General features: G+C 41.4%; 21 protein-coding genes. 7 read left to right on the top strand and 14 right to left on the bottom strand.

Features of this window, described 5'->3' with window-relative positions; genetic code table 11:
- Positions 1-5 precede the first annotated feature (5 nt).
- The 4 genes from IDJ75_RS04950 to IDJ75_RS04935 form a co-directional block, all read right to left on the bottom strand.
- On the bottom strand, positions 6-392 hold the full coding sequence (locus tag IDJ75_RS04950) for a hypothetical protein (protein ID WP_191174482.1): 387 nt from the start codon (positions 390-392) through the stop codon (positions 6-8).
- Between the two features lie 225 nt (positions 393-617).
- The gene (locus IDJ75_RS04945) at positions 618-3,125 is read right to left on the bottom strand and encodes a cation-translocating P-type ATPase (RefSeq protein ID WP_191174481.1); all 2,508 of its coding nucleotides are present in this window, start codon (positions 3,123-3,125) and stop codon (positions 618-620) included.
- Positions 3,115-3,438 carry a hypothetical protein gene (locus IDJ75_RS04940; RefSeq protein ID WP_191174480.1) on the bottom strand — a complete coding sequence of 108 codons (324 nt, stop codon included), beginning with the start codon at positions 3,436-3,438 and terminating at the stop codon, positions 3,115-3,117. The genes IDJ75_RS04945 and IDJ75_RS04940 overlap by 11 nt, the downstream gene beginning before the upstream one ends.
- 424 nt (positions 3,439-3,862) lie before the next feature.
- Entirely contained in the window at positions 3,863-5,104 is a 1,242-nt protein-coding gene (locus IDJ75_RS04935) for a hypothetical protein (RefSeq protein WP_191174479.1), read from the bottom strand.
- A gap of 111 nt (positions 5,105-5,215) precedes the next feature.
- Between IDJ75_RS04935 and IDJ75_RS04930 the strand changes: the two genes are divergently transcribed.
- From IDJ75_RS04930 to IDJ75_RS04920, 3 genes are read left to right on the top strand one after another with little or no spacing between them, the layout of a single operon-like run.
- Positions 5,216-6,217 carry a sensor histidine kinase gene (locus tag IDJ75_RS04930; protein WP_191174478.1) on the top strand — a complete coding sequence of 334 codons (1,002 nt, stop codon included), beginning with the start codon at positions 5,216-5,218 and terminating at the stop codon, positions 6,215-6,217.
- Complete coding sequence (locus IDJ75_RS04925; protein ID WP_191174477.1) at positions 6,202-6,471, top strand: LytR/AlgR family response regulator transcription factor; 270 nt, start codon at positions 6,202-6,204, stop codon at positions 6,469-6,471. The genes IDJ75_RS04930 and IDJ75_RS04925 overlap by 16 nt, the downstream gene beginning before the upstream one ends.
- A 22-nt stretch (positions 6,472-6,493) precedes the next feature.
- Positions 6,494-6,910, top strand: coding sequence for a LytR/AlgR family response regulator transcription factor (locus IDJ75_RS04920; RefSeq protein ID WP_191174476.1), 417 nt, complete (start codon positions 6,494-6,496; stop codon positions 6,908-6,910).
- 686 nt (positions 6,911-7,596) lie between these two features.
- Here IDJ75_RS04920 and IDJ75_RS04915 read toward each other — a convergent pair.
- The 6 genes from IDJ75_RS04915 to IDJ75_RS04890 form a co-directional block, all read right to left on the bottom strand.
- Positions 7,597-8,643: a hypothetical protein gene (locus IDJ75_RS04915; protein ID WP_191174475.1), complete on the bottom strand. Its 1,047-nt coding sequence runs from the start codon at positions 8,641-8,643 to the stop codon at positions 7,597-7,599.
- A 74-nt stretch (positions 8,644-8,717) separates the two neighbouring features.
- Positions 8,718-9,752, bottom strand: a complete 1,035-nt coding sequence (locus IDJ75_RS04910) for a DUF2971 domain-containing protein (protein ID WP_191174474.1) — start codon at positions 9,750-9,752, stop codon at positions 8,718-8,720.
- A gap of 77 nt (positions 9,753-9,829) precedes the next feature.
- Positions 9,830-10,624: a DUF2971 domain-containing protein gene (locus IDJ75_RS04905; protein WP_191174473.1), complete on the bottom strand. Its 795-nt coding sequence runs from the start codon at positions 10,622-10,624 to the stop codon at positions 9,830-9,832.
- Positions 10,624-11,556, bottom strand: a complete 933-nt coding sequence (locus IDJ75_RS04900; RefSeq protein ID WP_191174472.1) for an SIR2 family protein — start codon at positions 11,554-11,556, stop codon at positions 10,624-10,626. The genes IDJ75_RS04905 and IDJ75_RS04900 overlap by 1 nt, the downstream gene beginning before the upstream one ends.
- A 439-nt stretch (positions 11,557-11,995) precedes the next feature.
- Positions 11,996-12,955 carry a hypothetical protein gene (locus tag IDJ75_RS04895; protein WP_191174471.1) on the bottom strand — a complete coding sequence of 320 codons (960 nt, stop codon included), beginning with the start codon at positions 12,953-12,955 and terminating at the stop codon, positions 11,996-11,998.
- Positions 12,956-13,309: 354 nt separating this feature from the next.
- The gene (locus IDJ75_RS04890; protein WP_191174470.1) at positions 13,310-15,172 is read right to left on the bottom strand and encodes a hypothetical protein; all 1,863 of its coding nucleotides are present in this window, start codon (positions 15,170-15,172) and stop codon (positions 13,310-13,312) included.
- A gap of 762 nt (positions 15,173-15,934) precedes the next feature.
- Between IDJ75_RS04890 and IDJ75_RS04885 the strand changes: the two genes are divergently transcribed.
- The 3 genes from IDJ75_RS04885 (at position 15,935) to IDJ75_RS04875 (ending at position 17,870) form a co-directional block, all read left to right on the top strand.
- On the top strand, positions 15,935-16,225 hold the full coding sequence (locus tag IDJ75_RS04885) for a helix-turn-helix domain-containing protein (protein WP_191174469.1): 291 nt from the start codon (positions 15,935-15,937) through the stop codon (positions 16,223-16,225).
- Between the two features lie 104 nt (positions 16,226-16,329).
- The gene (locus IDJ75_RS04880; protein WP_191174468.1) at positions 16,330-16,665 is read left to right on the top strand and encodes a plasmid mobilization protein; all 336 of its coding nucleotides are present in this window, start codon (positions 16,330-16,332) and stop codon (positions 16,663-16,665) included.
- A complete protein-coding gene (locus tag IDJ75_RS04875; protein WP_191174467.1) occupies positions 16,662-17,870 on the top strand; it encodes a relaxase/mobilization nuclease domain-containing protein in 1,209 nt (402 codons plus the stop codon). Before IDJ75_RS04880 ends, IDJ75_RS04875 begins: the two co-directional genes overlap by 4 nt.
- A 13-nt stretch (positions 17,871-17,883) precedes the next feature.
- On the opposite strand, the gene IDJ75_RS04870 is transcribed toward IDJ75_RS04875, so the two are convergent.
- Together IDJ75_RS04870 and IDJ75_RS04865 are read right to left on the bottom strand one after the other, a co-directional pair.
- Positions 17,884-18,249, bottom strand: coding sequence for an RNA recognition motif domain-containing protein (locus IDJ75_RS04870; protein ID WP_191174466.1), 366 nt, complete (start codon positions 18,247-18,249; stop codon positions 17,884-17,886).
- Positions 18,250-18,414: 165 nt separating this feature from the next.
- Positions 18,415-18,804 (bottom strand): helix-turn-helix domain-containing protein, encoded by a 390-nt coding sequence (locus IDJ75_RS04865; RefSeq protein WP_191174465.1) that lies wholly within the window; start codon positions 18,802-18,804, stop codon positions 18,415-18,417.
- Positions 18,805-18,944: 140 nt separating this feature from the next.
- Between IDJ75_RS04865 and IDJ75_RS04860 the strand changes: the two genes are divergently transcribed.
- Entirely contained in the window at positions 18,945-20,420 is a 1,476-nt protein-coding gene (locus IDJ75_RS04860; protein ID WP_191174464.1) for a HEPN domain-containing protein, read from the top strand.
- A 468-nt stretch (positions 20,421-20,888) separates the two neighbouring features.
- On the opposite strand, the gene IDJ75_RS04855 is transcribed toward IDJ75_RS04860, so the two are convergent.
- Both IDJ75_RS04855 and IDJ75_RS04850 read right to left on the bottom strand, forming a co-directional pair.
- Positions 20,889-21,545 carry a M48 family metallopeptidase gene (locus tag IDJ75_RS04855; RefSeq protein ID WP_191174463.1) on the bottom strand — a complete coding sequence of 219 codons (657 nt, stop codon included), beginning with the start codon at positions 21,543-21,545 and terminating at the stop codon, positions 20,889-20,891.
- Positions 21,545-24,607, bottom strand: coding sequence for a type I restriction endonuclease subunit R (locus IDJ75_RS04850; protein WP_191174462.1), 3,063 nt, complete (start codon positions 24,605-24,607; stop codon positions 21,545-21,547). Before IDJ75_RS04850 ends, IDJ75_RS04855 begins: the two co-directional genes overlap by 1 nt.

The following is a 24,607-nucleotide window of genomic DNA, read 5'->3' as shown; positions in this document are numbered from 1 at the left end:
ACTAATTAACAAGCCTTTGGCGGCTGCCAGATACTGGATAAATATGCGGAATGATTAAACCCGGGATAGAAGGCTTGTAATTTCGTTTCTGCCGAAAATGTCACGGGAATTGTGAGCGCCGGTAATACTTGAGGAACCAGCACAGGTGATATCATTGCCGTGCAGTTATCTGCCGTTTTGAAGGGCAGTTTCATGTCTTCGCTGTAGTCTTTATCCCTTGGGCTGCCATGCATGTAGTGCATGTCCAGGAATTGCAGGAATGAAATGCTTTTGTTTTCCTTCAGGTGTTCGTCAAAATGCTCAAAAATCACAGGTATCTTCAGCAACTGGTGCAATTCAGTTGTCGAGAACAGGTAAGCTGTTAAAAGCAATATGGCCGTGAACTTTTTCAAACTTAACAAAAGTAACAATTAAAAAGCAATCATTTGTGATGCAGATCAAACGATTGTACACTCTTCAATCATTTGGCGATGTGTAAAAACGTAGTGTTACCACACTGCTAACCCTAAAATAATACTACCGCCATCTGAGGAGATCATCAGCACAAAGCGGCCTCTTACCCACTAAGGCACGGAACGCTAAAAGTGCCAGCAGTATATTTCGACAGGTCTGATTTTTCATGATCCTATATTTATACGTGCCCGCCATTTATACAACTCAAACCATGTAACGGAGATAAAACCAATTATTAAGCTTATTGCCATTTGGTTTATATTCAACTGTTTAAAACCAAAAAACTGTGCTAACGGTTCAAGGTAGATCAGCGAAGCTGATATAAGCAGGGTAACCCCAATAATAATTAACACCAAATTATTTTTATACCGGATAGTAGTAGCCAATGAATAATAAAAGGAACGGTTTACCAGGGTCAGCAGAATATTAGCTGTGATTAGGCAAACAAATACCATCGTACGCGTCAGTGGCTCGTCAGCACCCTGGCTTACTGCATATTGGTAAGTGGCCAGGGTACCCCCGGTAATCACCAGTCCTTGTATCACGCTCATCGTTAATTCTTTCCAATGAAAAAAGGTGGTACTGAAGGGGCGCGGCTTTTGTAGCATCGTGTTTTTTTCCATTGGCTCGTTCTCGTAAATAATCGAGCAGGTAGGCCCCATGATTAGTTCCAGGAAAATAATATGCACCGGCGAAAAAATATTTGGATAAGCCCATCCCAGGGCCAACGGCATAAACACTGTCAGAATGATCGGAATATGGATGGAAATAATGTATTGAATAGCTTTTTTCAAATTAGCATAAATTCGACGCCCCATAGCAATAGCAGCTACCATTTTTGAAAGATCATCTTCCAGCAAGATCAGAGATGCTGCCTGTTTAGCTATCTCCGTACCTTTTTTACCCATGGCAATACCAATGTGGGCAGCCTTCAGCGCGGGGCCATCATTAACGCCGTCGCCGGTCATAGCCACCACTTCATTTTTAGCTTTTAATGCGTTAATAATCTTTAGTTTGGCATCCGGGAACATACGGGTAAAAATATTCGCTGCTTCAACCGTTTCGCTAAGCGCTTTGCCGGAAAGCTCCATTAGTGCGTCGCCGCTAATGCATTGATCAGCGCCCTGAAAACCAATCTGACGGGCAATAGCCCCGGTGGTTTCTGCATTATCGCCGGTAATTATTTTAACCGCGATACCGGCACGGTAAAATTCCTGTAATACAGCGCTGATGTTCTTTTTAGGAGGGTCATAAAAGGCCACCAATCCTTTAAATGCAAAAGTAAATTCCTGCTGCCTGGCGGGGAAATCATCGCCGGTAAAACTACCCTCCCCTACGGCCAATATCCGGTACCCTTCCGCGGCCATTACTTCAATGGCACTTGCGATCCGTCTCTTCTCGTCGCTGTTTAAATGACTGATGCTGATCAACGCTTCCGGTGCCCCTTTAGCAGCAATTATCCGGTGTCCTTTTTCATTCTCAAACAGATGGGTCATCATGGGTGGTTTGCCACCCAGCGGATATTCGTGGATCATCCGGTAATCATGCCGCTCATCTTTAAGTCCTGAGCCGGCATAAGCTGCGTGCAAAGCCACCTCCATCGGATCGAAGGGTATCGGTTCACTGGCCCACATGGCCAGGCTAATCAGCTGCAGTTCATGCTCACTAAGGTGTTTTGCCTTAGCATCAGCGATTCGGTCCTCCTGCAGGGTATATACTTTGGCCAGGCTCATTTTATTCTCAGTTAGGGTACCGGTCTTATCCGTACAGATTACCGATGCGCTGCCCAGGGTCTCCACCGTTTTCATTTGTTTAACCACGATGCCCATTTTCATCATCCGCCAGGCGCCAAGTGCCATAAACGTAGTGAACGCAACAGGGATCTCCTCCGGCAGGATGCTCATGGCCAGCGTGAGCGCTTTGATCAGGCTATCCAAAATATTTGCTGTATGCAAATAGTTAATCGCCCATACGGCCAAAAATACGACCAGCCCTGCGATCACCATTTTTTTTACAAAATTGTTGATCTGCCGTTCCAGTGGCGTTTTTTCCTCTTCAATCTGCTCCAGGCTTTTGCCGATCTGGCCCAAACGGGTTTGGTTGCCAATGGCCGTGATCGTGGCGATGGCCAGGCCGCTGGCCACGGTCGTCCCGTGAAAAATGAAAGGATCGGCTGAAGAACTGTCTTTATAAACGGCTAAAGATTCGCCGGTAAGGATACTTTCATTAACCGAAAAATCATTGGAATGTACGATCCGGCCATCTGCCATAACCGACATGCCTTCTTCGACCATCAGGGCGTCGCCAACTACCAGCGATGCACTGTCGATCTCCATAATCTCACCGTTCCGGATCACTTTGCATTTGGGTTGCGAAAAATCTTTCAGCTTTTCGAGCGCGTTCCGGCTACGGGAGTCCTGGTATAAAGATATTGCAGCCACCAGTACAATGGCCGCAGCCAGGAAAAAGCCGTCACCCGGCTTCCCGCTGATAAAATAAATACCCGAGGTAACCAACAAAAGCAGGACCATGGGTTCTTTAGCCAGTGCGGTCAGCGCCTTTATAAATCCGTTCTCTCTTTTAAACGAAAGGCTGTTTTGGCCATATTTTAACCTGGCAGCGATAACTTCGCTGTCATTCAGCCCCTTTGTATTAAACTGATCAGCGCGCATAGGTTTGTTCTGAGGGGATAATCATTAGCGGAAGGTGCTGATTATCCAGCGCGGCGGCAGTTGTCGAACGGTCGAACAGCCCTGAAAAAAAATCATCACGGTGATGGCTGAGTTTCGCGGTGCTTTCCTCCTTCCGAAAGGCGAACTCTTCGACCACCAAGGGGCCGCCGGCATAGGTCGGGAGTATAGGGTGATCGTAATAGGTATGGTAAAGTAAAATATCCGTATTCAATTGAGGCGCAACTTTTGCAACAGTTTGTGCGGCATGATCTGCATTTTCAGAAAACCCGGTGAGCATCAGTATCTTTTTCATAACGGTATTTTAGATGGTAAAAATGGCTATTTACCGGCTAAAAAACAAGTAACGAGTATCACTAATACACTTGACTACAATCACTTAAATAATACAGTCAAATATTGTTCTTCGGTAAAAAACAATATTATTAACCAGACCACATTCATCTGCTGATCACCCACCTGCCAATTGTCGGTACTGTGCTGGGAGCCTTCAGCGCTGTATGTACAAGTAAATTATAATTGCAAGGACTGTTTTTTCATGAAAGTTTAAATAAACTTTTTTATGCGTGCAAAAAATGTTGCTGAATTCATCATGGTTACAACAAACTGCAGATACTATATACTAACAATCTACTGATATTATACCAGGTTCTTTATACCGTAAAAATAATCAAATCGCGCAGCTGAATACTATTTTTTCCAACTGTTTGCTGCTTTTATTAGTTTAGGTGCAGCGTATAGTTTAAGTCGTCAATTTTGACGAGACGCCAGCCTTCTGCCAGATCCAGCGTCCAGCCATCGGCCTCTAAGTGCCGGGCGGCTATATCCAATTTTCCCGTTACTGGTACGCTCACAATATGCCAATCTTTGAGCAACATTCCGCCTTTGTTTACCTTTAGGTGACCCCAATTATCTTTTATCTCACCTGTTGGGTAGATTGTGCCGTAAGTACCCAAGTCGAAAAGCGTGTTGGGATTAAAGATCACGCTCATTTTGATCAGCATAATGCGCAACACCGTTTTTTTTGTAAAAGTTTCGGTATAATCGGCCACAGTTTGAAGGCGAATGGTTTCTTTTTGCCGTTCGGATGACCTTATGACAAAGCCATTATAGATCGATTCGTCCGGCGCCCTATTGGCTTTGACCTGGTAATAGCGACTGATCAGGTTCGGGAAATTAGTATTGGAGTCGATCTGCTGCGTCCAGTGCTTCTTTTTTTCTTGTAGGAACAGTCCGTAGATCGGTCCGGTTAAATAGGCGAAGGAACGGATCAGTGATTTTCGGTTACCGGCCGTATCAATCTGGGCATATAGGTGTCGGCGCAGATCGCTGCGGCCAAGCGATACGCCCGTATATTCAGCCAAACCTTCATTCATTTCCAGAATACGTTCATTGGTAAACGTACTGGGAAACAATCGTTCTCGTTTTTGACGGAAAGCTAAAGCATTAGCCAGGTCTGTTTGCCTGCGATTAATCGGTTTTTGCAGCGCAGCTTTAAGTGCTTGCAGCTCCAAAAAGAAAAATATGCGACCCTCCATGGTACTCAAATGATCGGCGGTCGGGCTTTTAGCGGGGAAGCCGATCTGTTCCTGGATGCGATGAAAGGATTCATGTAACAGCAAGTTAAGCCGTTCATTGCGGTCTTCAGGCAAAGGCCATAACAGCACTGACCAGGTACGGCCGCCCCAGTGAATGGCCGTATTGGCAACCATCACATCTTTAGGCAGCGAGCCCGTATATATCCCGCCTTCGGGTTTCAGTATTCCCGCACTGTCGGTCATGTTGGCATAGGTGTGCCGGCTTTGCTGATCGACGAAGAGCATCGGACCGTAGAGCGATGTTTTCCATAGCTGTTGCTTTTGAGCGGCGGCCTCTGCTTCTTTTAAATAGGATGCAGCCAAGGGCACCTGTGCGCCAGCGGCACCGGCAAAAAACAGTAAGCAGATCAATAGCTTTTTCATGGCACCAAAATAATGGCTTAACCATGAGCGGGTGCCAGGCTATTATACGAACGGTTCTAAATTTTATACGAGTGGTAAGACGCATTTGACTGATGATGCGTACTTTAGATTATGCGTAAATTTGGGGTGCATTTGGGCTTCTGGTTGGTGTTCTTTTTGATGTGGAACCGGCTGTTGTACTTTTATGTCAATAACGAATGGAACCGACTGTATTTTTCGGCTTTGGATACAGGGCTTATCCTGCTGACCTTTTATGCGCTGTATGCTTATCTGATGCCCGATTATTTCCGGCGGAGGAACTTGGGCAGGCTCATCATACTATCGGGTTTGGTGGGATTATTATTGGCAGGCCTGGCTGCATGGATCATGGGTTTGCTGTTGCAAAACATGATCGTGCCCATCCATTTTGATTTTAGCTGGACGTATAAAGATATGCAGTACAACCGGCTATTCATGACGCTGCTGGGTATTTTGGCTGGCATATTTGTTAGGCTGGCGCTGGATCGTTTTGAGTTGCGCCGCAGTTTAGTGGCAATGGAAAAAGAACGCAGTGCAGCGGAACTGACCTATTTAAAAGCCCAGTTAAATCCGCATTTCCTGTTCAATTCACTCAATAGTTTATACAGCCAATTGGAATTAGGAACGGGTGATCCGAAGCAGACTTTGTCGGCACTGGCCGATATGTTGCGATACCAGTTGTATGATTCGGGGCAGGACTTGGCATCTTTAAATAAAGAGCTGGCTTATTTAGCCGACTATATCGCTTTGCAAAAGTTGCGCATGGACAATTGCGAGGTCAATTATAAGGTAGCTGGTAACATAGAAAACCTGGAAATCGCGCCACTGCTGTTGATCTCCTTTGTAGAAAATGCATTCAAGCACGTTTCCGACAATTTGATTGAAAACTTTATTGATATCCATGTTCTGATTAATGAGAGTCAACTCGATTTCACTTGCCGCAACAGCTATGAAACTAGTACTACAGGCAAGGGCATTGGCTTGTACAATGTACGTAAACGCTTATCGCTAATCTATGGTGAGCGCCAGCAACTGATGATCAAGGAAGATAATAATATTTACGAAGTAAGTTTATCGATATGCTTAAAGTCCTAATTGTTGATGATGAACCGCTGGCGCGACAGCAACTCGAAGCCTATGTCAGCCGCCTGCCCTTCCTGCAATTGGCAGGGGTGGCACGTAACACGGTAGCAGCGAATGGCATTTTGCGTAGCAAGCCGGTCGACCTGGTCTTTTTGGATATCCAGATGCCGCAAGTGAGCGGAATTGAGTTCCTAAAAAGTCAGGAGATCATACAGCAGGTTATTCTGGTCACTGCTTTTTCCGGAATACGCGATCGAGGGGTTTGAGCTGGCAGTTACCGATTATTTATTGAAGCCGGTAACTTTCGAGCGTTTCACCAAGGCCTGTGAACGGGCTTTGGCCAATGTAAGCGGCCAGGCTGGGGTGAGATCATTAAAGCAGCAGCCGGGCTATTTATATGTTAAATGTGACCAGCGCCTGCAAAAAATCCCCATCGCCAATATCTTGTTTATAGAAGCGATGGCCAACTACGTACATGTCGTCTTACCGGAACAAAAGTTCACGGTCTACTCCAGTTTAAAGGGTTTGGAAACGCAACTACCGGCGGACGCTTTTGTCCTAACCCACCGGTCATACTTTGTGTCGGTCAGTCATATTGATAGTATCGGGCAGGCAGAAGTCTTAGTTGGCAAATATCGACTGCCACTTAGCCGTTCGCAGCGAAAACTTGTGCAATCGCTTATTCTTAAACCGTTATCAGGTTAAACCTAAGTTAGTGACTCGGGCAGCCCAGTTATTGATACTCATACTTCATCTTCATACTATCTCGACAACTCATTATAAAGATGATAGGCGTTACTTCCTTTTCCTGATCATTACCAAAAAAGGTAAATCTAAAGACCTGTTCGTGAGGTTTTTTTTTCGAAAAAGGTCTCAATGAATGTTTCAATAGAATTATGCGTATTCACACATGTTTTGAGTATTCTTTTAAAAAGAAAGCCCTGTAAAATATTCATTTACAGGGCTTTTAAGCATTTGGACACTCAATCCAGCGGTGAGGGAGGGAAATGTAACTTGACTATTTTCAGCCCCTATCGCAGTAATATGTGTGTTTTTAAAAAAGAGGTCTCTCTAAAGACCCGCTCAAATCAAAGTGATTCATATCAATCGTGATGGTACAAAAATACTAAAAATTTAAAAACTCCAAATTGATTGTATTGAATAAACCCACCGTTTAGAGAAAATAGATTAATAACACTAAACTTATCCTATCATAGTTGGCTTTCCGTTGATGCACCTGCTGGTAATTTATAACCATTTACACTCGTGAATATTCCACATTCTGTACATGATGAACTCGTCCGAAAATGCGTTACGGGTAGGAGCGGCATCCCGCGCAGCGGATATAGCGGATAGCCGGACCCGGAGGGAACCGGGGAACGCCCTAAATATCAATCCTCATTTTCTCCCTCACGACGTTCCGCATCAAGTAATGGTTGGTGCCACGCCCAAAGCTCACCAAGAGAGGTAAAGTTTTGTGGAATCGGGTTATTACGGCGAAACGCTTCATCTGGCGTAAATGCCCGATAATGGCTAAAATAACTTTCACAGGTGCGGCGCGGATTTAAAGCTAAAGACGACCCGAAATAAGAATCTGTTATATCGTAGTGATGGGTATGGATAAAACGATCCCAGCGTTCCCGCAATTCATCCTCGGCGACAATATCAATCACTTCAAATTGCTCCATCGCTCTTTCATCTGCTGTACCCCATGCTTCACTTAAAAGATCAACCGCTTCCACATCCGATACCGGCGCCCCATAGCCAAATATAGTGGCGCGAACGGATCCGCTATCTTTATGCAACATTGCCTTTAATGAATCCCAGGCTTCAATAATAAATTCTCCATCATTATAATTTTTTTGCTGGATAGGATACAACAATGGAACCGGCTCAAACACACCGCCATCTCGCCGAGCCTGATAACCAACTGGCCCGGAGCGTTTATCTTCCTTGCTATAACCTAAAGCCACAGTGCCATGCAAAAATGACATATAAGGAAGATTTTTGGTAAACTCACGGTTTCGACACCACGCCTGATACAAAAAAGGATCCCAATTAAATGTAGCGATATGGTCTTTAGCACGTAACGATAAAATCAGGTAATCATAGATGGTAGGCGTATTTGGCAATCGCATACTCCCGAAATAGTTCTGGATACGCTCCTGGATTCGTCCTAATAACGCAGATTCGGGGTCATGCGCGTAAATGTTGCCATAAAGTGTTTCAAAATTCTGATGGCGAAGTTCAGGCGGCGTATCTGCAACAATATCTTGCAGCCCGAGAACATCGATAAAATTCAACATTGATGGCAGAACTTTGCCGTTCAATTCGGCATTTCTTCGGGTTGCGGCTATACTGGCACCTGCACCTAATATAACAATGTGGCGACCACCCATTACTTGATTTATTCCTTGTTCAATTGTAAGTCCCGGCATTATGAAAGCTTTTATCTAAGTTAATAAATGCTGTGAAAAATTTGTTAAGCCGAAAAACTGAAGTGACTAACAATCTACTTTAACCTCAATTGATTAGGAAGCAGGCGTATGGAGTGACTATGAAGATCAATGTTACTTTCGATAAAGGATATGTGATATTTAGCCAACTGGCCGACAAGGCTTTTTATGGTCTTTTTGTCTTTGTTACTGGTTTTAGGCCCAAATATGATTCCTTTCAAACTCTTGGGATCAAAAGCAACGGTTCGTTCATTGGTGCCACTCTCAAAAGTCATGAGTTCACGAATTTCATGCTCATATTTCCAGTTCTTATATTTTGAATAAATGATTTCTGTTGTATCCATATAACGCGAACCGTCGTAGAACTTTTTAATAATGGAATTTCGATATTTCACTTTGGAGCCGGAAAATACATAGTAATCATTTTCAGGAACAACGTTTAAGTCAAAAACGAGGCAAATACCTTTTGTATTGTCGGCATAATGGCTCCACATCAAATGGTCTGCATGCTTCTCTGAAAAACAACAAATGCCATATTGGTCAGCTATAGTATTTACGTAATGATGTTTCTCTAAGTCATTAAGAAAAACCTGACGGTCGGGTATTTTGAAAGTTTTGATAAAATCGGTTAATAATAATGCCTCACTACCTACCAGTTTTTTCGCTTCCTTATAGTAAAAATCAATAATTTCTTCCTTTTTCGGGTCGGCATCTATTGAGTAGCGGGTATCAAAGGGATCATTAAAAGTCCTCGGATCGCTGAACCAAAGTTCGTTGTTGACGAGTAGTTTGATCGAGTTCAGGCTTACCGGCATATACTTAAATATGTACCTGCGTTTGGTTTTTTCAGGTATGAAATAGTAGAAGGATAGTGTAGCGATGTATTTAGCTGTAAATTTCACCTGGGTATTGCTTGTATTGAAACGATAACCATAGGTTTCCAACTCCGCTTTTGTTTCAGCAAATTTATTTAAGATCGCATCTAAGCCCAGCTTCGCGTCGTCAAATTTTAACTTATCCGATCTCAGTTGAATGTTTACCTCTTTGTCGTGAATTACAATTCCTATCTCGTAGATGAAACGATGGTGCATGCTCAGATTCAAAATGAGGTAATTACAAAGCCTTTTTAACTTGAAATTTACAGTCTGCATCTGTACTATTTGCTATCTTATTGTTTTAAGGATTTAAAATCTAATAGGAAACTATTAGTTAACATACACGCCTGAGTATATTTCATCCGGGGATAACCGGCGCTCTCGATCGTATTCATTACCGCCTCGATATCTTCCTGCTTAGTTTTACATCCGAAAATAATCTCGGTCAACGCCTGCCGCTGAAAAGGAACAGCTCCCGGATTCATGCTCATACCCCTATATTCACATTCGTAGGCCCAATCTGACGATTTGGTTGCTATCAAAAACATCAAACCGATCCTGTTTCTATCATAATAGTTCCAGGGTGTAAATTCACTGGTATAATGCACTTTGCTAATAAAGAAAGATGTAATATCATTTTTAGGTTCAAAGACCATACATATACCAGAATGATTTTTTGCATAGTGTGACCACATCAAGGTATTCCGATAATTCGTTGTAAAGCAGCATATCCCCTGAGCGTCAAGCGTATCCTCTATGGTCGCCATTTGAGCCTGTGGAATCAATTCCCGATGTTGTAAAAAGTAATTGATTTCCGCCTGTAAAGCCGCTCCGGTCAACCAAATATTTTTTGTAACGAAATCAATAATATCCTGTTCAGTAGGATCGAAAGTCAACAAATGTTTATAGCAATCATACGGATCATTGAAAGATGATGGGCGGGAATACCATAAATAGGCATCCTTTAACGACTTCAGCGTATTGTCATTGATTGTAGTAAACTTATATACTTTTTCGGGCAGGCCATCCGGTAAAAACGTAGCCGCATAATTTGAAATATCCAGGTCTTTATCTTCGTTCTGTATCATCAATCATTCAATAAGTTAAAGCGGAATCGAAAAGAAATATCGGTTTGCATCTTCAAAAAATCCTGAAATGTTACGTTATAAACCATCAAAGCACCCTCTAAATAGCTATAGATTCTATTGCCGTCAATATTGGTCGGTGAAAAATTAGTCGTTTGTTTAAATGGGTAATATTTAATTGCGATATCAAAGTCTTTCTTGTTTTTGATGAAAAAAGGATCGACAATAGTAATCTTGATCGCGGAGTTATGTCGTAGGGCGGTTTTTATGGATTCATTGATGTGTTCGTCGCCCAGGGAATAACCGATGATATAAATATTGTCGGCAAAGCAACAATCTTTGTCAAAAGCCGCTTGCATTTGTTTAAACGGCGTTATCATTGCTTTCTGGGCTTTCTGATAACCTGTAATAAGATTAGTGACCATAATGGTTTTTCCTTTCTCTACCTGAAAAGATGCAGGGCTGTTGTTAATCGGTAAATGAGGAAAAGCGGTCAGTACAATTTCAGGATTAGGCAGCTGTGCATGATCCAGGTCAAGCACTTCCCAAAAAGCAGAGCCATGTAAATTATAATGCACATCACTTATATCATCCGCCAGGATCTTAGGTACATTTGCCCTTAACCGATCTGTATAAGCGATATACTCTCCACAATCGAAACCCTCAAAAACGGGTGTCCCGGTGCGCTCTAACAATACTTTAAAAATCCGCTCATAATTAAGTGTATAAAGCCGAAGATTGCCTCTTTCTTTTTTTTGCTTCATCCATTTGACAAATAGCATACCCATTTCGCTATTTTCGTCAATATCGGAGTGTCCTTCAGCATGGTAGGCGTACTGTGTTATCCTTTGGCTGATCGTCGTCAATAGCACGTTCAACAAATGCTGAAAGAAAAACTGCACAGGTGGTTCATCCTGATAGGCGTTATTTGCCATATCGTAATTAACCCCAATAGGTATCTGTAATTGATAACCGTACTTAATTTCGCCGCCTCTAATCGAAAAGTTTTGAAGTTCTGCGGCATATCGGTCTGTAAAAAAACAACTGATCAATGAGGGCAGTTTATTTTTCTCAAAGTGTTCGCCATAGTTGAACTTGCCATAAAAGACAATGATTTCTTCAACAACATTGATGATAGTTTCAAAATTAACGTCCCAGGAACGATAACCATTTTCAATAAGTGTATCATAAATAAATTGGGTAATGGTTATACGCCATCTTTAATCTTAAACCCGGACGCTAATATTAATTCCGTCAACTCAGAGGTTAACGGTGAGCCCCAGTCCAGGGTCGCACCTGCACCAAATAAAAAAACATTCCGTTTACGTCTTTTCGATTCCATTCCTATAAAATTAGGGAGAAAGCAGCATTTTATTAATGGCCTTTGGCCGGTGTAAGGAATTTTTTGGGTACCCAGCCTGTTTGAGAAACGTTATCAGTCGGATCAATGTAGCTGATATAAGCCCACTTGTGATTAATCTGCAATACGATCACATCAAATTTGACAGGTAAGGTTGTTAACTTCAAACTTTTAAACTTAGGCTTAAGATAAACTTTGCATGCCCTGTTTGTTAACCGATATTCCTGTTCCTCTTTTAGTTTCTCCCGTATAGACTGCAATAGCTTCTTTTCAAATTTTCCGAAATCCTCTTTCGTCGCTAATTCTGGCTTTGATTTCAAAAAGTCAAAATATTGATGAAAAGAGGCGACCCTTAACACCATGTCAATAAAAAGCAGTGAGTAGATGCCGAACTTTCGATGTTTTTTTATAATGGAAACTACGTACTGAATAAGTGATTGAAATGCTACGTTTTCTTCCTCGGTTAAAGCAACATCAACCGACAGATGATCGGTTAATTCAATGGCCTGGCTGCTAATTTCTTCAAAATCATCTACTAATGACCAGTCTCGATTCGTGGCAGCTATTGCGGCGATATTTTTAGTAATACCAGACAGCGCATATTGCAGACTGTTGACCTGACTGAAAGCAGCTTGCGCGGGCAAGGCATCTAATATGCTACGGGTTGTACTAAACAGGTGTTGATTCTGCCTTTGAATAGCCATGATTGCGGTCATTGCCCCCGACGGCATCATATCACTGGCACTTCTGATATTTTTAATCATCGTCATGATGCCACTTTCTTCGTAGCGCGGCATCATTTTTTGAATACGGGCTACTGTATTAAAAATTTCATGATTCCTAAATGGCATTAATTTATCCTGTAGTTCCCGCTGTGCCGTAATCATTTTCATCATGGGCGAATCCAGTCCCCAATTTTTATTAATGTTTCGGGTAGCATTAACAGCTGCTGTAATACTTTCCAATTCTTTCATTGAACCAATCTATCTATGCAAAATACGATACAATTATTTCCTGTTGCAAAATTGAATTTGCAATTAAAAGCGATACTGTAACCTGCCACTATATTGTTAAATGTTCATTCGTGATAACAGCAAATAAGCTTTAATTTTGCAGGACTATGGTAAGTAGTTTTTTAATAGGGATAGCGGCTAATGTCGTGACCTCCCTGGCCAAAGCATTGTTTTGGCCACCTCGGAAAAAATAAGCAGTTAAATGCTTAGCAACGAGATAAACTTAAAAAACGAGATCGTAGGCTGGCCTTTCCGTAAAGCTTTCCGGGCGGCCAGTTCCTTTTGGGGGCGGTGATCTACGGATCACCGCCTTTCTTATTTGCTGAATTTCCGAAAAGCGCTCACCATTTGAAAAATGAAGTACGCCACTACAATCCTGCTGATAAAATCCCAGAAATACACCCAGGATGAAAATTTGTCGATACTTTCTGTAATATCTTTCACCCGGTGTGTAGGATTGAACAGCGTGAGCCAAGTCTTGATATTATCCAGGAATATCACCCTTGCGTTGACAATGAGATCGTCTAAAGAAACAGCAGCTTTGGTATAGTCTAGGTGTTCCGAGGTCAAAAAACCGACAGGGATGTAGCAAATAAATGAAAAGACAATTAATCCCCATAACGCTCGTACCCAACTTTGTCCGAAATTATTGCTTTGACTACTGTATAAAATCAAAAACTCACTCCATCGGCGCGGCCTTTCTACTTGCGTAATCTCTTTATAATAGCCCATTTCGATACGCTGAAACTCATGAGATAATGGAATATCCCCCTGTTTTTGAGCCGCAAATTTTAGTTGCCGATAAATCTCTTTAATAGTATTTAATTCCCTGATCAACGCGTTTCTGTCCTGTTCAATCTTTAACTTGTCCTTTGTCTTTATGGTTGCTTTCAACTTTGTTTTCAATGATACAATTATTCCATCCTCTAATTTCTTAGCAGTAAACCAGGTCACATTTGAAGTAGCGATTTCCGTTAAAATGATGTTCGTGAAAACGACCTTTTCAAACGATTTAAAATTGGTTTGAAAAAACTGCGCTTTGCCGAAATTGGTATTATCCATGTATAAGGCGCTGCCCAAAAATCCGTTATTTCCGTCAGGCCAATCGCTGCCGGATGCAATAACATCGGAAAAAATCAGGCCGCTCTCATTGATAAACTCTTTGGCCCTGATCTGCCGGATTGCGGTATGCTTAAAAGTCACCTTCGCCAAAGTATTATATCCCGAAAGATTCAGTATACCAATATCCAGCGAATCAAAAACGATGCTGCCAATCAGCAGGGAAGAAATGTCCAAGGTTATTTCCTTCACTTTAGGAAATGGTGATGCAAGGTTGCTTATGCCCTTGATTGATAGCCCATTTGAAAACTTGGCGCTGCTGATGTAATACTGAGAGATACCATTTTCAAGCACCTTGTCTTTGCTTTGGTGATTAATGGTAATTGATTTTTCAAAAGAAGAACCGATCATGGTCAAACCTGAACGGTCAGTTTTATTCAAGGTAAAGTAAACATCATCTTTAAAATTGCCATCATTAAAAACAATGCCGTTCGGAAACGTTGAAGAATCAAGGTGGAGATTGCCATCTATGTTTAATTTAGAAAATACCAGCATACCCGATTTGACGGCGAATAAGCGCAGATAAGCATGGATATGTGTTTCGCGGAAAGTTATATCAGAATTAAATACCGAATTAAAAATATCAAGCTTTTGGTGTATCTCGCAATTTTTAAAACTAAGGCCTTCCTTTACTACAGTAATTCTTTCAATTGACAAGCCTTCATAAAAAATACAATTATCAAAGCAAATACTGCGGTCTATATGAGTATGCTGGCCAATGATTTGAACGGGCTGTTTAAAGGTACAGTTTTTAAAAACGATGCTTACGGAATCTGGGCTGATCAGTTGATCATATTGATCAACAATAACATTTTTAAATACAACGGCCTCGGGAAACTCAATGTCTTCAAACAGCAGACCATGTGATAGCTTAGTTCCGTCAAAAAGAACTAGGCTTTTAAAAGCAACATTTCTGAATGTCGTGTGCTTCGCTTTGTAATCGGCCTCCTTTAGTTCAAGATAGTCTATATTAATGCCTTCAATTGTTTGTATGGCATCTTTGGGAAACGTGGGTGGCGGTGTAGGCTGAGATTTAGGTGGTCTTCTTATTGCAATCATAATAGGCTAAAATCAAATATCAGAAAATAAATTGAGATCGGTTTTCGACAAAAAAAACAGAGCCAGGGCTATAGCCTAGCTCTATACCGTTATTCACTTTCCTTGATCGGGAATTTGTTCAGCGCTTAGTCGAGGTCGTAGTTATAGTTTTGTTGAAACTGCTGTACTTCGTAATTTCCGTTTTTATCCTTTGGGAAAAGTCCAGTTTCAGCTAGGTTTTGTAGCGGTCGCCGCTGACGTTGAAAAGTTCTACGTTTACGTCCATCCTCAAATTGGACTCGAATCAAAGCATTATTGGCCACTTAATTGAAGCATTAGGAAATGATTCAATACCCTCAAACAGTTCAGCTACACATCGTCTGCTTCAACAAAGGATAACTGAACATTACCATTACTGTTGGAGATAAAAACTAGCCAATCTTTTAATATGACCTACGACTTCATGATATCAATTTTAAATCTTTAACAAATCAACTCCGACTCGGATAAACTCGGAGTAAATTTCAATTCACTTAACTCATTTTTGTATAAAACATCCTACTTCGTAAATGAGGTTTGATATTTATTTATATCAGGTCAGCACCTTTGTACTTAAACAAACGCAGAGCGAAAAAGCACTCAAGGTGAGTGCAGGCTGTCAGATATTCTTAAAACAAGGGTCCAACTTTGTTGCAGGGGTACAAATTGGGTACAACAAAAGTTGTACTTGTTGGGAATGTGACAGGAATTTAGGTTTGAGATTTAATCAGTAACAGAATAATTATGGCAGCAGAAATCATCACGAAGGAAGACTTGCAGGAGTTTGGAGAACGACTGCTTAGTCAAATGAAAGCACTAATTAGCGGCGGTTCAAGCGAAGAGCCCAAGAAATTTTTGAAGAGTTACCAGGTCAAGAACCTGCTCAAAATCTCCGCTAATACTCTACAAACATTGCGGGATAACGGTACCATTCCCTTTACTAAAATCGGTGGCATCCTGTATTACAATTACGAGGATATCATGAAGGTTTTAAAAGGAGAAGTTAAGAGCAAGCGGATCAATTTCAGTAAATAGATATGTATTGAGCGTTTAGGAGCAAGCCATGTTTTCGCTACGCTTAAACGGCTTGCTCCTTCGGAGGTAAGCAAGATTTTGCACTTCGTTTAAAATCAAAGATCATGGGAAGACCGGCTTTACAGGAAGAGGATAAAAGGATCATACAGGTCAATATCCGGCTGACAAAAGAAGAGAACCATATGGTTTGCAATTATGCCCAGGCATCGGCAATGACACCGGCTAACTGGATCAGGCAGAAAGCATTTACTGGCAGGTTCCCTGCCATCAAGCTTTCGCCTGTTAATGCCGAATTGTACCGCGAGTTGCACAAGATCGGCGTTAACCTGAACCAGGCGGTTAAGCAACTCAACGCAGGTAAACTGTCGCCAGCTTTCTTGACCATATTGACCGCTTTGATAAAGACCCAGAAGGACATACTCAATTGCTTAATGAAATGACAGCGGATCAGGTAAAAGGAAAAGGATTCAGGGGCGCATTGCGGTACAACCTGCAAAAGGTCGATCAAGGCGTTGCTAAAATCCTCAATATGACTTTTACATCGGGCAAAGAGGGTTCTATCATGCGTGAGGTGGCTTTGGTCAGAATGCTGAGACCAAATCTCCAGAAGTACTTCTACCATACATCCCTGAACTTCCCGCCAAACGAGAATTTGGGGGATGAACAAATGAACATGATTGCAAATGAATATTTGAACAACATGGGATTTGACCAGCACCAGTATGCCATCTTCCGGCATTACGATGCCGATCATCCGCACTTGCATATCCTGGTCAACCGCATCGGCTACGACGGGACAGTGGTATCCGACAGTAAAGACTACCAGAGAAGCGAGCAGGTGCTCAGAAAGCTGGAAAAGCAGCATGGCTTGACACAGGTCATCTCCAGCAGGCAAGCGCAGGAACGGGCTATGACCAAGAATGAACTGGAAATGATGAAGCGAACAAATGTGCCGTCCTCCAAAATGCAGTTACAGGAGATCATTAAAGATGTGCTCAGCAGGAAGCTGGATGCCACACAATTCATTCAGTCGTTGGAATCTAAGGGAATCAATGTATTATTTAATCAGGCCAGTACCGGTTTTGTAAGCGGCATATCCTACGGATATGAAGGCATGCAGTTCAAAGGGGTTCACTTAGGCAATGCTTATAAATGGCAGGCTATTAAAAATGCTATCAGTTATGAACAAGAAAGAGATCGCACAACAATTCACCAGGCAAATGTTAGGACAAGAGAATGGCAACGATCAACAAGAGCAGTTGAATCTACCGCAAGAGGAACAGCAACAGGAATTGACGCAGATACAGAAGTTGCTGCCGGAAATAGAAAAGATATACAGCAGGGCACTGGAAAACTACAGGATCAGATCAGAGCAAAAGATAGCAGATACCAGCAGGCGGCTAGAGCTGATGGACAGCCAGGCAACCAATCTGGCGTTCCAGATCAAAAGTATCTCATACAGCGCGGAGCAGATATCCAAAGCCAACAACAAGGTCGGCAGCAGGTGGGTCATCAGGCTTTACCTGGTAGCGATTTTATCGGGAGTTTGCTCGGCACTGATCACCTTGCTGGTGATATGGATCAAAGTGCATTGAATGAATTCAAACGCAAGCGTAAGAAAAGAAAAGGGCAAAGATTGGGTTAGTAATAGCTTATGATCACAAAGTCTTTCTCGGCCTTTTCTTACGTTCCTCGGTCCCTGGTTTAAATACCTTTTGATAAACCAGCTGTCTTTGCGAAGTAGAAGCTTTAGGCGCATGGCTGGGATTTGGAGCGGGTTCCTCATTGATCTTTACGGTGAGTTGTTTCCCGTGCATATCAGCGCCATCCAATGCTTCAGCAGCCGCTTCAGCTCCTTTACGGTCATTCATTTCGATAAAGGCATAACCTTTACAGATCCGTGTTTTCTTATCACGAACGATCTTGATGGTGGTGATGTCACCATAAGGGCCGAACAATTTTGCAAGCTCCAGTTCGTCGATCTCCAGCGGAAAGCCCCCGACAAATAATTTAACTAATTCCATAAGTAGGCTGCAAATGTAGAGATATAGAAAACTAGATTTCTGCATTTGTAGAAATGAACATTTCTGTAAATGCAGAAAGTTAGAAATGCATAATTCTGCATTTCTAATAAACGAACCATGTAGGTCACGATATCAAAAAAAAAAGCCCCCTTGCGGAGCTTGATATTATTTTGAATTCTTTAGAAGTTCGATCTTCTCTCGCTCACTTTGAAGCAGCCTTTCATAAAGATCAACGATTTTTTCAATAGTATTAAAAGTAGGCTGGTAATTCATTGAACTTGCGATCAAGGTTGAGCTATCACTACTGGTATTGTGAAATGTATTTGAGATAATATTAAATACAGCTTCTTCTGTAAAGGCTTTAATTGCTTCAGGCGTAATGCCTAAGACATGAGCGATCTTTGCTAAAGCATCTTCTTCCACTTCAGCGCTTTGCTCAATCTTGGAAATGGCTTGCTGACTGATACCTAACTCTGTTGCCAGCGTTTCCTGCTTCATTCCTCGCAACTCACGAAGTTTACTGATCTTTCTTCCAATGTGTAAAGTCTCTGCCATGGCGTAAATGTATCAATTATTGTAAATGTACGAAACAACCACATAATTGTAAAATACAACTCGCGGTGGTTCGGCACGTGCGTATACTGCTATTCTTTTGTGTTGCCGGTCAATGCAGGCCGGTTACAATAGCATCAGTCATGGATTTAAAGCAATATGATGTACAGAACTTTTATCCCAGGTATCTTGACCAGGATGAGGTGAACGACCCTTTGAAGGTAATCAGTGATTTCTTTTCCGCCGACTGGCTACCTGGACATTTAGAAAGCTTACTGGAATGGCGAAAGTATGTGATCGAAGAAATTTATTACACGGATGAACATAAGAAAAGTCCAGCCGGGTTGCTCTTTACGCACCAATTAAATGCCCGGCTTGTTGAAGCCGTTTACTTAATCAGTCGTACTAGAAGAGCATTAAAACTCGCTGATGCCATTCATATCAATTTTGACGTACAGTTAAAGCAGGAAGAGCAGGAATGGTTGCATTATCCTATATACCTGTCCTCTGTCGAGCGTATCAATCCCTATTTGGCTATCAGCAACTTCTTTAAGGTCTATACTGTTGCTCAGTACCTTGATCTTCTTTACGAGTGGCTGGAAACAGGCCTGTCCAATTATTCGGCAAATGAGTTCTTAGATACCAGTGATGTGATTTATTTCTACGAGAACATGCAAAAGCTATATGAGGCGGCATGGATTATCAGGCAGCGAGAGACTGAACCAACATTAAAAAAGAGCAAAAATGAGCACGATGAGACGGTAACAGCTCAAGTGAAACGTTATCCGGTAAGATTGCCATTATTCAATTTCAATTGTAGGTTTAATGAAGCTATTATACCCGCTGAACAACTTGGCTTAAATCAATTGGTAGAGATCATACTCAGGGAGATCGAGTCTGTATTAATGATCATTCACCTTGGGACACATCCTGATCCGAACACGTTTTATCTATTAATTATTACTGAGGAGAAAAACAAAATGCCTGAGCATCAAATCTTAGATAAGATAGAGAAGATATGCAGTTCGCTGATCAACGTTTGCGCGATTGTTCACAAGTCGGATGCTTTTCTTAGAGCACTCGAAGATGGAAGCCGCTTCTTTATCAATGCTTTACGAAAAAATAAGATTGCTTACCGTTCATCTAAACTGGAGCTACCTGAACTACGGAATCCTGATGAAAAGTCGATTAAGAGTCAGTTAGAAGCTATATGGAACCGTTGGGGCAAGCAAGGAAAGGACTTTCTCGATACTTCTTTAACTTGCTTTGATGATGGTAACGATAATTTAGCTGTGTTCCTGATGCATCAGGCGGTAGAAAGCACGCTAAGCGCCATTATACGGGTTAATTTGGGATACCGGCTTTCCATTCATAATCTGGCCAGGCAGTTAAGAATAACTTTGATCTTTACAGATGATCTGAAGAATGTGTTTGACTTTAATTTAACTGAAGATGTACAGCTTTTCGAACTATTACAAACATCTTATTCAGCAGCAAGGTATAAAGATGACTTTAAGGTTGATAAGGAGACGGTAAAGGCGTTATCAGATAAAGTATGCAAGCTGTTCATAACTGCTGAAGGAATATATCAACAGGTAGTAAAGCAATTGAAAGATTAGCCCTTGCAGGAAGGCAGACGGTTTCATTTCACCACACGCTATCGCTCCGGGTTACATTACACCGACAGCCTTTCTGCCGCACATGCAATACTATGGCTCGCTATCTCTTACCACAGAATTGCCTATCCCTCTGCATTGCAATTAACCACTGCACCGCACTCACAAAATTAGCATCACAGGAAAACTGTCAAGGGTATATAAACGCTGCATTGAATTCGTTTTTAAAAGGCAGCAGTGCCCTTGACAGTTTTCCTGCTTGCTGCTGCCGGTTGTTTAAGCGATACAATGGGTTGGGGTGGTTATTTTGTCGAATGCATTTGGATAAATTTAATATTAATTAGTAGCTAATTTAGTTGATATCAGAAACTTACCTACTTTTCAAAATACTAAATCATTACAAATCGATCTTTAATGAAACATGCTCCTTAGTTTGAATACTAAGAAATGCAGTTTTCGTAACTTATTAACCTACAAACTGTTACCAAATTTATCCAACCAACTAATGGCATCTTTATAATCTGGATAGTATGACTTGAGCATCGTCCAGAACTTCTGACTATGGTTCATAACAACAGTATGAAGCAATTCGTGAATTATCAGATAGTCGATTACAAAAAGGGGCGCTTTAATCAACCTCCAGTTTAAGGATATATTCTTTTCCTTTGAGCAATTTCCCCATTTAGTTCTCTGGTTCCGTATATATAGTTTATTGTATTCAAAATGTAGATTTCCTGCGAGTTCACTGGTTCTTTTGGTTAGGTATTTTCTGGCCAGATTGGTGTACCAAGCCTGTTGCGTTTTTGCTTCTAACAAATTTCTTCTCGAGTTAATAGTTTTATGTTCATGATCAACTAAAACTTTATGTTCGTAGGTTGAGTCATAAAAATAACTGTACCTGTTGCCAAAAAGTAAAAGCTCGTTGCGCTGAAGAATTATTTTAGACATGCCATTGAAAAATCTTAAATGCTTTTCAATCCATGACTTTTTCTTCTTCAATAATGCTGTTATATCATCCTCTGAAAAAGTTTCAGGAATGATCGCGCGGATTTTTCCATCCTCGCTCACCCTTATCCGGGCATGTTTAACGTCTTTTTGTACTAATATGAGATTATCAGGCAGTACCATTAATCAAGGCTGTAATTTTTTGAAATAGCTTTCATAATTCCCTCCATAAGCTCATCCTGCTCATCAATACCCAACTGCTCAAACTTAGGGTTTACAGATAATAGTTCTATGTCCGCCTGAAGCCGCTCATATTCCCTGGGAACATCCTGCCAACCTATGTAAATCTTTTTCTTGATCACATTTTCCAAAGCTGTTATCGAAAACTCTCTCGCCAGTTCTGCGTTAAAGCCATCTTTCGAGAAGCTCTTTATTAAGGTAAATATTTCAAACGATCCTTTATCAGGAAATCCCATACGCTGGGGTAAAGAGGCCACTTCATCTAATTCATTATATAGCGAGCCCAGCTTATTCAATATTTCTTCGATAGCCAGACTTTGCTCCTGTTTCTGTTTAATCAGATCGTCAAGGCGATTTTGGAACTCAACATAAATCGCGCTGTTTACTTCGTTTTGCCTGATCACCGTTTCAATATCGCGGATAATTTTTTCCGCTTTATCCGATGGGTTAAGTTTTGTTTCCTTTAACTTGCTCAGATAGTCAGAATCAATTTTTATTTCAGGCAGGTGACCTTTGAAGCTAATTAATTTAGCTGTTTCCTCTATTAATTTCCTGGTTTTAGCTGCATAGATCTCCGTATCAAAATCAATTCTCTTAAATTCTTCCAGGTAGATTTCATAGATCTCATTCAGCCAAAGGTATTTTTCCCGTTGCTCCCGGAGCTTAGGATGGGGAGAGATGGATTCCCATAGTTGTACCACTTCGCGGAATGTGCCCTCGAATTTTCCATGGTCAATTTCAGTAAGCTTACGGACAATATTCATGGCACATTCATAAGAATCCTCCATAACTATGCCTTCAAAAGGTTTGAAAGCATCTTCTAATACCTTGGGAAATGTTGCAACCAAACTTTCTACATCTTCAAATTCACCGATATCATCTGGGTCATAGTTTAATGCCTCTCTGTAATCCTGGAATACGCCGATATAATCTACTATCCGCCCAAATTCCTTTGAAAGTCTAGAGATCTTATCGTCGTATGGCCGGTTGGTTCTTGCAACTGCCTGTAAGAGGTTGTGGTCACGAATCGGGCTATCAAGATACATTGTCTGCTCAATAGGGGCATCGAAACCCGTCAACAGCATATTGCATACAATAAATACTTTCAGGTTATTCCCTAATTTTTGCTCCTCCGAAGTGATGCGGCGTTTGAATTGCCTGATCAGCTTTTTTCTTTCTACGTCATCTTTATAATGATCTTTGTACAGTTCATACTTATCCCCTTTATCATAAGCGCCTGTTGAAAATATGATTGATATTTCTGACCGGTCGAAATATTTCAGTAATTCATTGTAGTATCGTACGCATGCTTCCTTATCACAGGCAACAACCTGAGCTTTATAACCCTGTGGCTCGACTACGGCACGGTAGTCATCAGCAATATCTTTAGCAAGGGTTTGAATCCTATCAGGATGCTTCAAGAAGACCTTCCAAGGCTGCACGCGCTTTTCAACTAATCTTTTTTCGTCCTCATTGAGATCAGCTGTGATTTCTTCATATCCTTTTTTTAGCTTTTCTTTATCCAGGAACCACTCCATAGGGCCGAAAGTATATCTTATTGGCTTTGTAGCACCATCATCAATAGCATCCTGAATGCTATATCTGTCGAGGTAATATTCATGTCCTCCACTTTCACGAACTACTCCAAACTCCTGATGTGTTTTGGGAATAGGCGTTCCTGTAAACGCAAATCGCCTGGCATTTGGCAGAACGTTTTGTAGCTCTATCTGAAAGTCACCGTATTGGGAACGGTGAGCTTCATCAATAAGTAGAATTATATTGTCTCTTTCATCCTGCCTGTTTCCTAATTCCCGAAATTTCTGGATGGTTGTTATAAATACTCCTGCAGGCGCTTTATCAATGATATACTTCAGGTCTCCGATATTATTAACAGATCTGGCATTAGGGAATTCACAGTCATCAAATGTTCCGCCAATTTGTTCCCTAAGGTCTTTCCTGTCAACAATAATGTAAATGGTAGGATCTTTTAAAGCCTTGGTTTGCCTTAATTTAAAAGCAGTATAAAGCATTGTCAGGCTTTTGCCGGAGCCCTGTGTATGCCAGATAACACCTTGTTTTAAATCCGAATTAATTACCCTATCAGCTATTTTATTTGCCGCCCGTAATTGCTGGTATCTTGCCACTTTCTTTATGATCTTACCTTCGGTTCTTTCAAAGACCATAAAGTGCTTAAGAATGTCCAGCACTCTTGCAGGTTGAAGAAGGCCAATGATACCTAATTTCATTCGTTCCAAAACTTCACCATTTGGTAATCGTTCAACGTCGAAATTCCAAAGGCCGTCTTTATCATCCTTGTAAGTCCTGCATAAATCATTGGCAGGCTCCAGGATAGGGTTTGGATGACTTACATCAAGAATGGTGCTTTTCCATTCATTAAAATACGAAGAGGATGCGCCCGGTATACCATATTTTGCGATGCGTCCATTACAGGCTACACCGAAAGAGTGGCACATATATAGTTTGTCTGCCCTTTGGTCATAGGTAGAGAACTGAACTACTCCTTCAACCCAATTAGTGCCTTTCCTGGCCCTTTGTTTTGCTTCTATCGGAACCAGGGGAATGCCATTTACAAGCAAAACAATATCAGTTTTCACCATTTTGTAGCCTTGTACCCAGTATTGATTGGTTACTATAAAGTCGTTGTTCCAGATATCTTCGTAGTCAATAAAATGCACATCTATATCATCACCGTCAATTGTGATGGTCACGTGGGAAGCAAGCTTCTCTAAAAACAACTCGTTGCCTAGTATGGGTATCGGATTATTAAGGCTTTGAAGTAATTGTTCAACGGCAACTTTTGCAACTTCGACTGAAATATCATTTATATAGGCAGTTCTTTCAATTAGAATGCTTTCTAATACGGGGTTTGAAAACGGGCGATTATAGATCTTGAGGTCATCATTACTTTTGAAAACCCAGCCCATTTTACTTAGCCATTCTGTTACGGGTCTTTCAACCCCCTTTAGTTCTGATAGTCTGCCCAT

Origin of the sequence: Mucilaginibacter rigui (genome assembly GCF_014773275.1) — a bacterium.
Classification (GTDB): domain Bacteria; phylum Bacteroidota; class Bacteroidia; order Sphingobacteriales; family Sphingobacteriaceae; genus Mucilaginibacter; species Mucilaginibacter rigui_A.
Note: the sequence above shows the minus strand (reverse complement) of the source record. Positions and strands in the feature narration are given on the sequence as shown.

Excerpts from the sequence above, each read along its gene's own strand:
- IDJ75_RS04930 (WP_191174478.1), top strand. The coding sequence starts at position 5,216 with ATGCGTAAATTTGGGGTGCATTTGGGCTTCTGGTTGGTGTTCTTTTTG.
- IDJ75_RS04885 (WP_191174469.1), top strand. The coding sequence starts at position 15,935 with ATGGCAGCAGAAATCATCACGAAGGAAGACTTGCAGGAGTTTGGAGAA.
- IDJ75_RS04945 (WP_191174481.1), bottom strand. The coding sequence starts at position 3,125 with ATGCGCGCTGATCAGTTTAATACAAAGGGGCTGAATGACAGCGAAGTT.
- IDJ75_RS04855 (WP_191174463.1), bottom strand. The coding sequence starts at position 21,545 with ATGGTACTGCCTGATAATCTCATATTAGTACAAAAAGACGTTAAACAT.
- IDJ75_RS04880 (WP_191174468.1), top strand. The coding sequence starts at position 16,330 with ATGGGAAGACCGGCTTTACAGGAAGAGGATAAAAGGATCATACAGGTC.
- IDJ75_RS04870 (WP_191174466.1), bottom strand. The coding sequence starts at position 18,249 with ATGGAATTAGTTAAATTATTTGTCGGGGGCTTTCCGCTGGAGATCGAC.
- IDJ75_RS04895 (WP_191174471.1), bottom strand. The coding sequence starts at position 12,955 with ATGAAAGAATTGGAAAGTATTACAGCAGCTGTTAATGCTACCCGAAAC.
- IDJ75_RS04910 (WP_191174474.1), bottom strand. The coding sequence starts at position 9,752 with ATGCACCATCGTTTCATCTACGAGATAGGAATTGTAATTCACGACAAA.
- IDJ75_RS04890 (WP_191174470.1), bottom strand. The coding sequence starts at position 15,172 with ATGATTGCAATAAGAAGACCACCTAAATCTCAGCCTACACCGCCACCC.
- IDJ75_RS04865 (WP_191174465.1), bottom strand. The coding sequence starts at position 18,804 with ATGGCAGAGACTTTACACATTGGAAGAAAGATCAGTAAACTTCGTGAG.
- IDJ75_RS04940 (WP_191174480.1), bottom strand. The coding sequence starts at position 3,438 with ATGAAAAAGATACTGATGCTCACCGGGTTTTCTGAAAATGCAGATCAT.
- IDJ75_RS04850 (WP_191174462.1), bottom strand. The coding sequence starts at position 24,607 with ATGGGCAGACTATCAGAACTAAAGGGGGTTGAAAGACCCGTAACAGAA.
- IDJ75_RS04900 (WP_191174472.1), bottom strand. The coding sequence starts at position 11,556 with ATGGCAAATAACGCCTATCAGGATGAACCACCTGTGCAGTTTTTCTTT.
- IDJ75_RS04925 (WP_191174477.1), top strand. The coding sequence starts at position 6,202 with ATGCTTAAAGTCCTAATTGTTGATGATGAACCGCTGGCGCGACAGCAA.
- IDJ75_RS04875 (WP_191174467.1), top strand. The coding sequence starts at position 16,662 with ATGACAGCGGATCAGGTAAAAGGAAAAGGATTCAGGGGCGCATTGCGG.
- IDJ75_RS04935 (WP_191174479.1), bottom strand. The coding sequence starts at position 5,104 with ATGAAAAAGCTATTGATCTGCTTACTGTTTTTTGCCGGTGCCGCTGGC.
- IDJ75_RS04860 (WP_191174464.1), top strand. The coding sequence starts at position 18,945 with ATGGATTTAAAGCAATATGATGTACAGAACTTTTATCCCAGGTATCTT.
- IDJ75_RS04915 (WP_191174475.1), bottom strand. The coding sequence starts at position 8,643 with ATGCCGGGACTTACAATTGAACAAGGAATAAATCAAGTAATGGGTGGT.
- IDJ75_RS04905 (WP_191174473.1), bottom strand. The coding sequence starts at position 10,624 with ATGATACAGAACGAAGATAAAGACCTGGATATTTCAAATTATGCGGCT.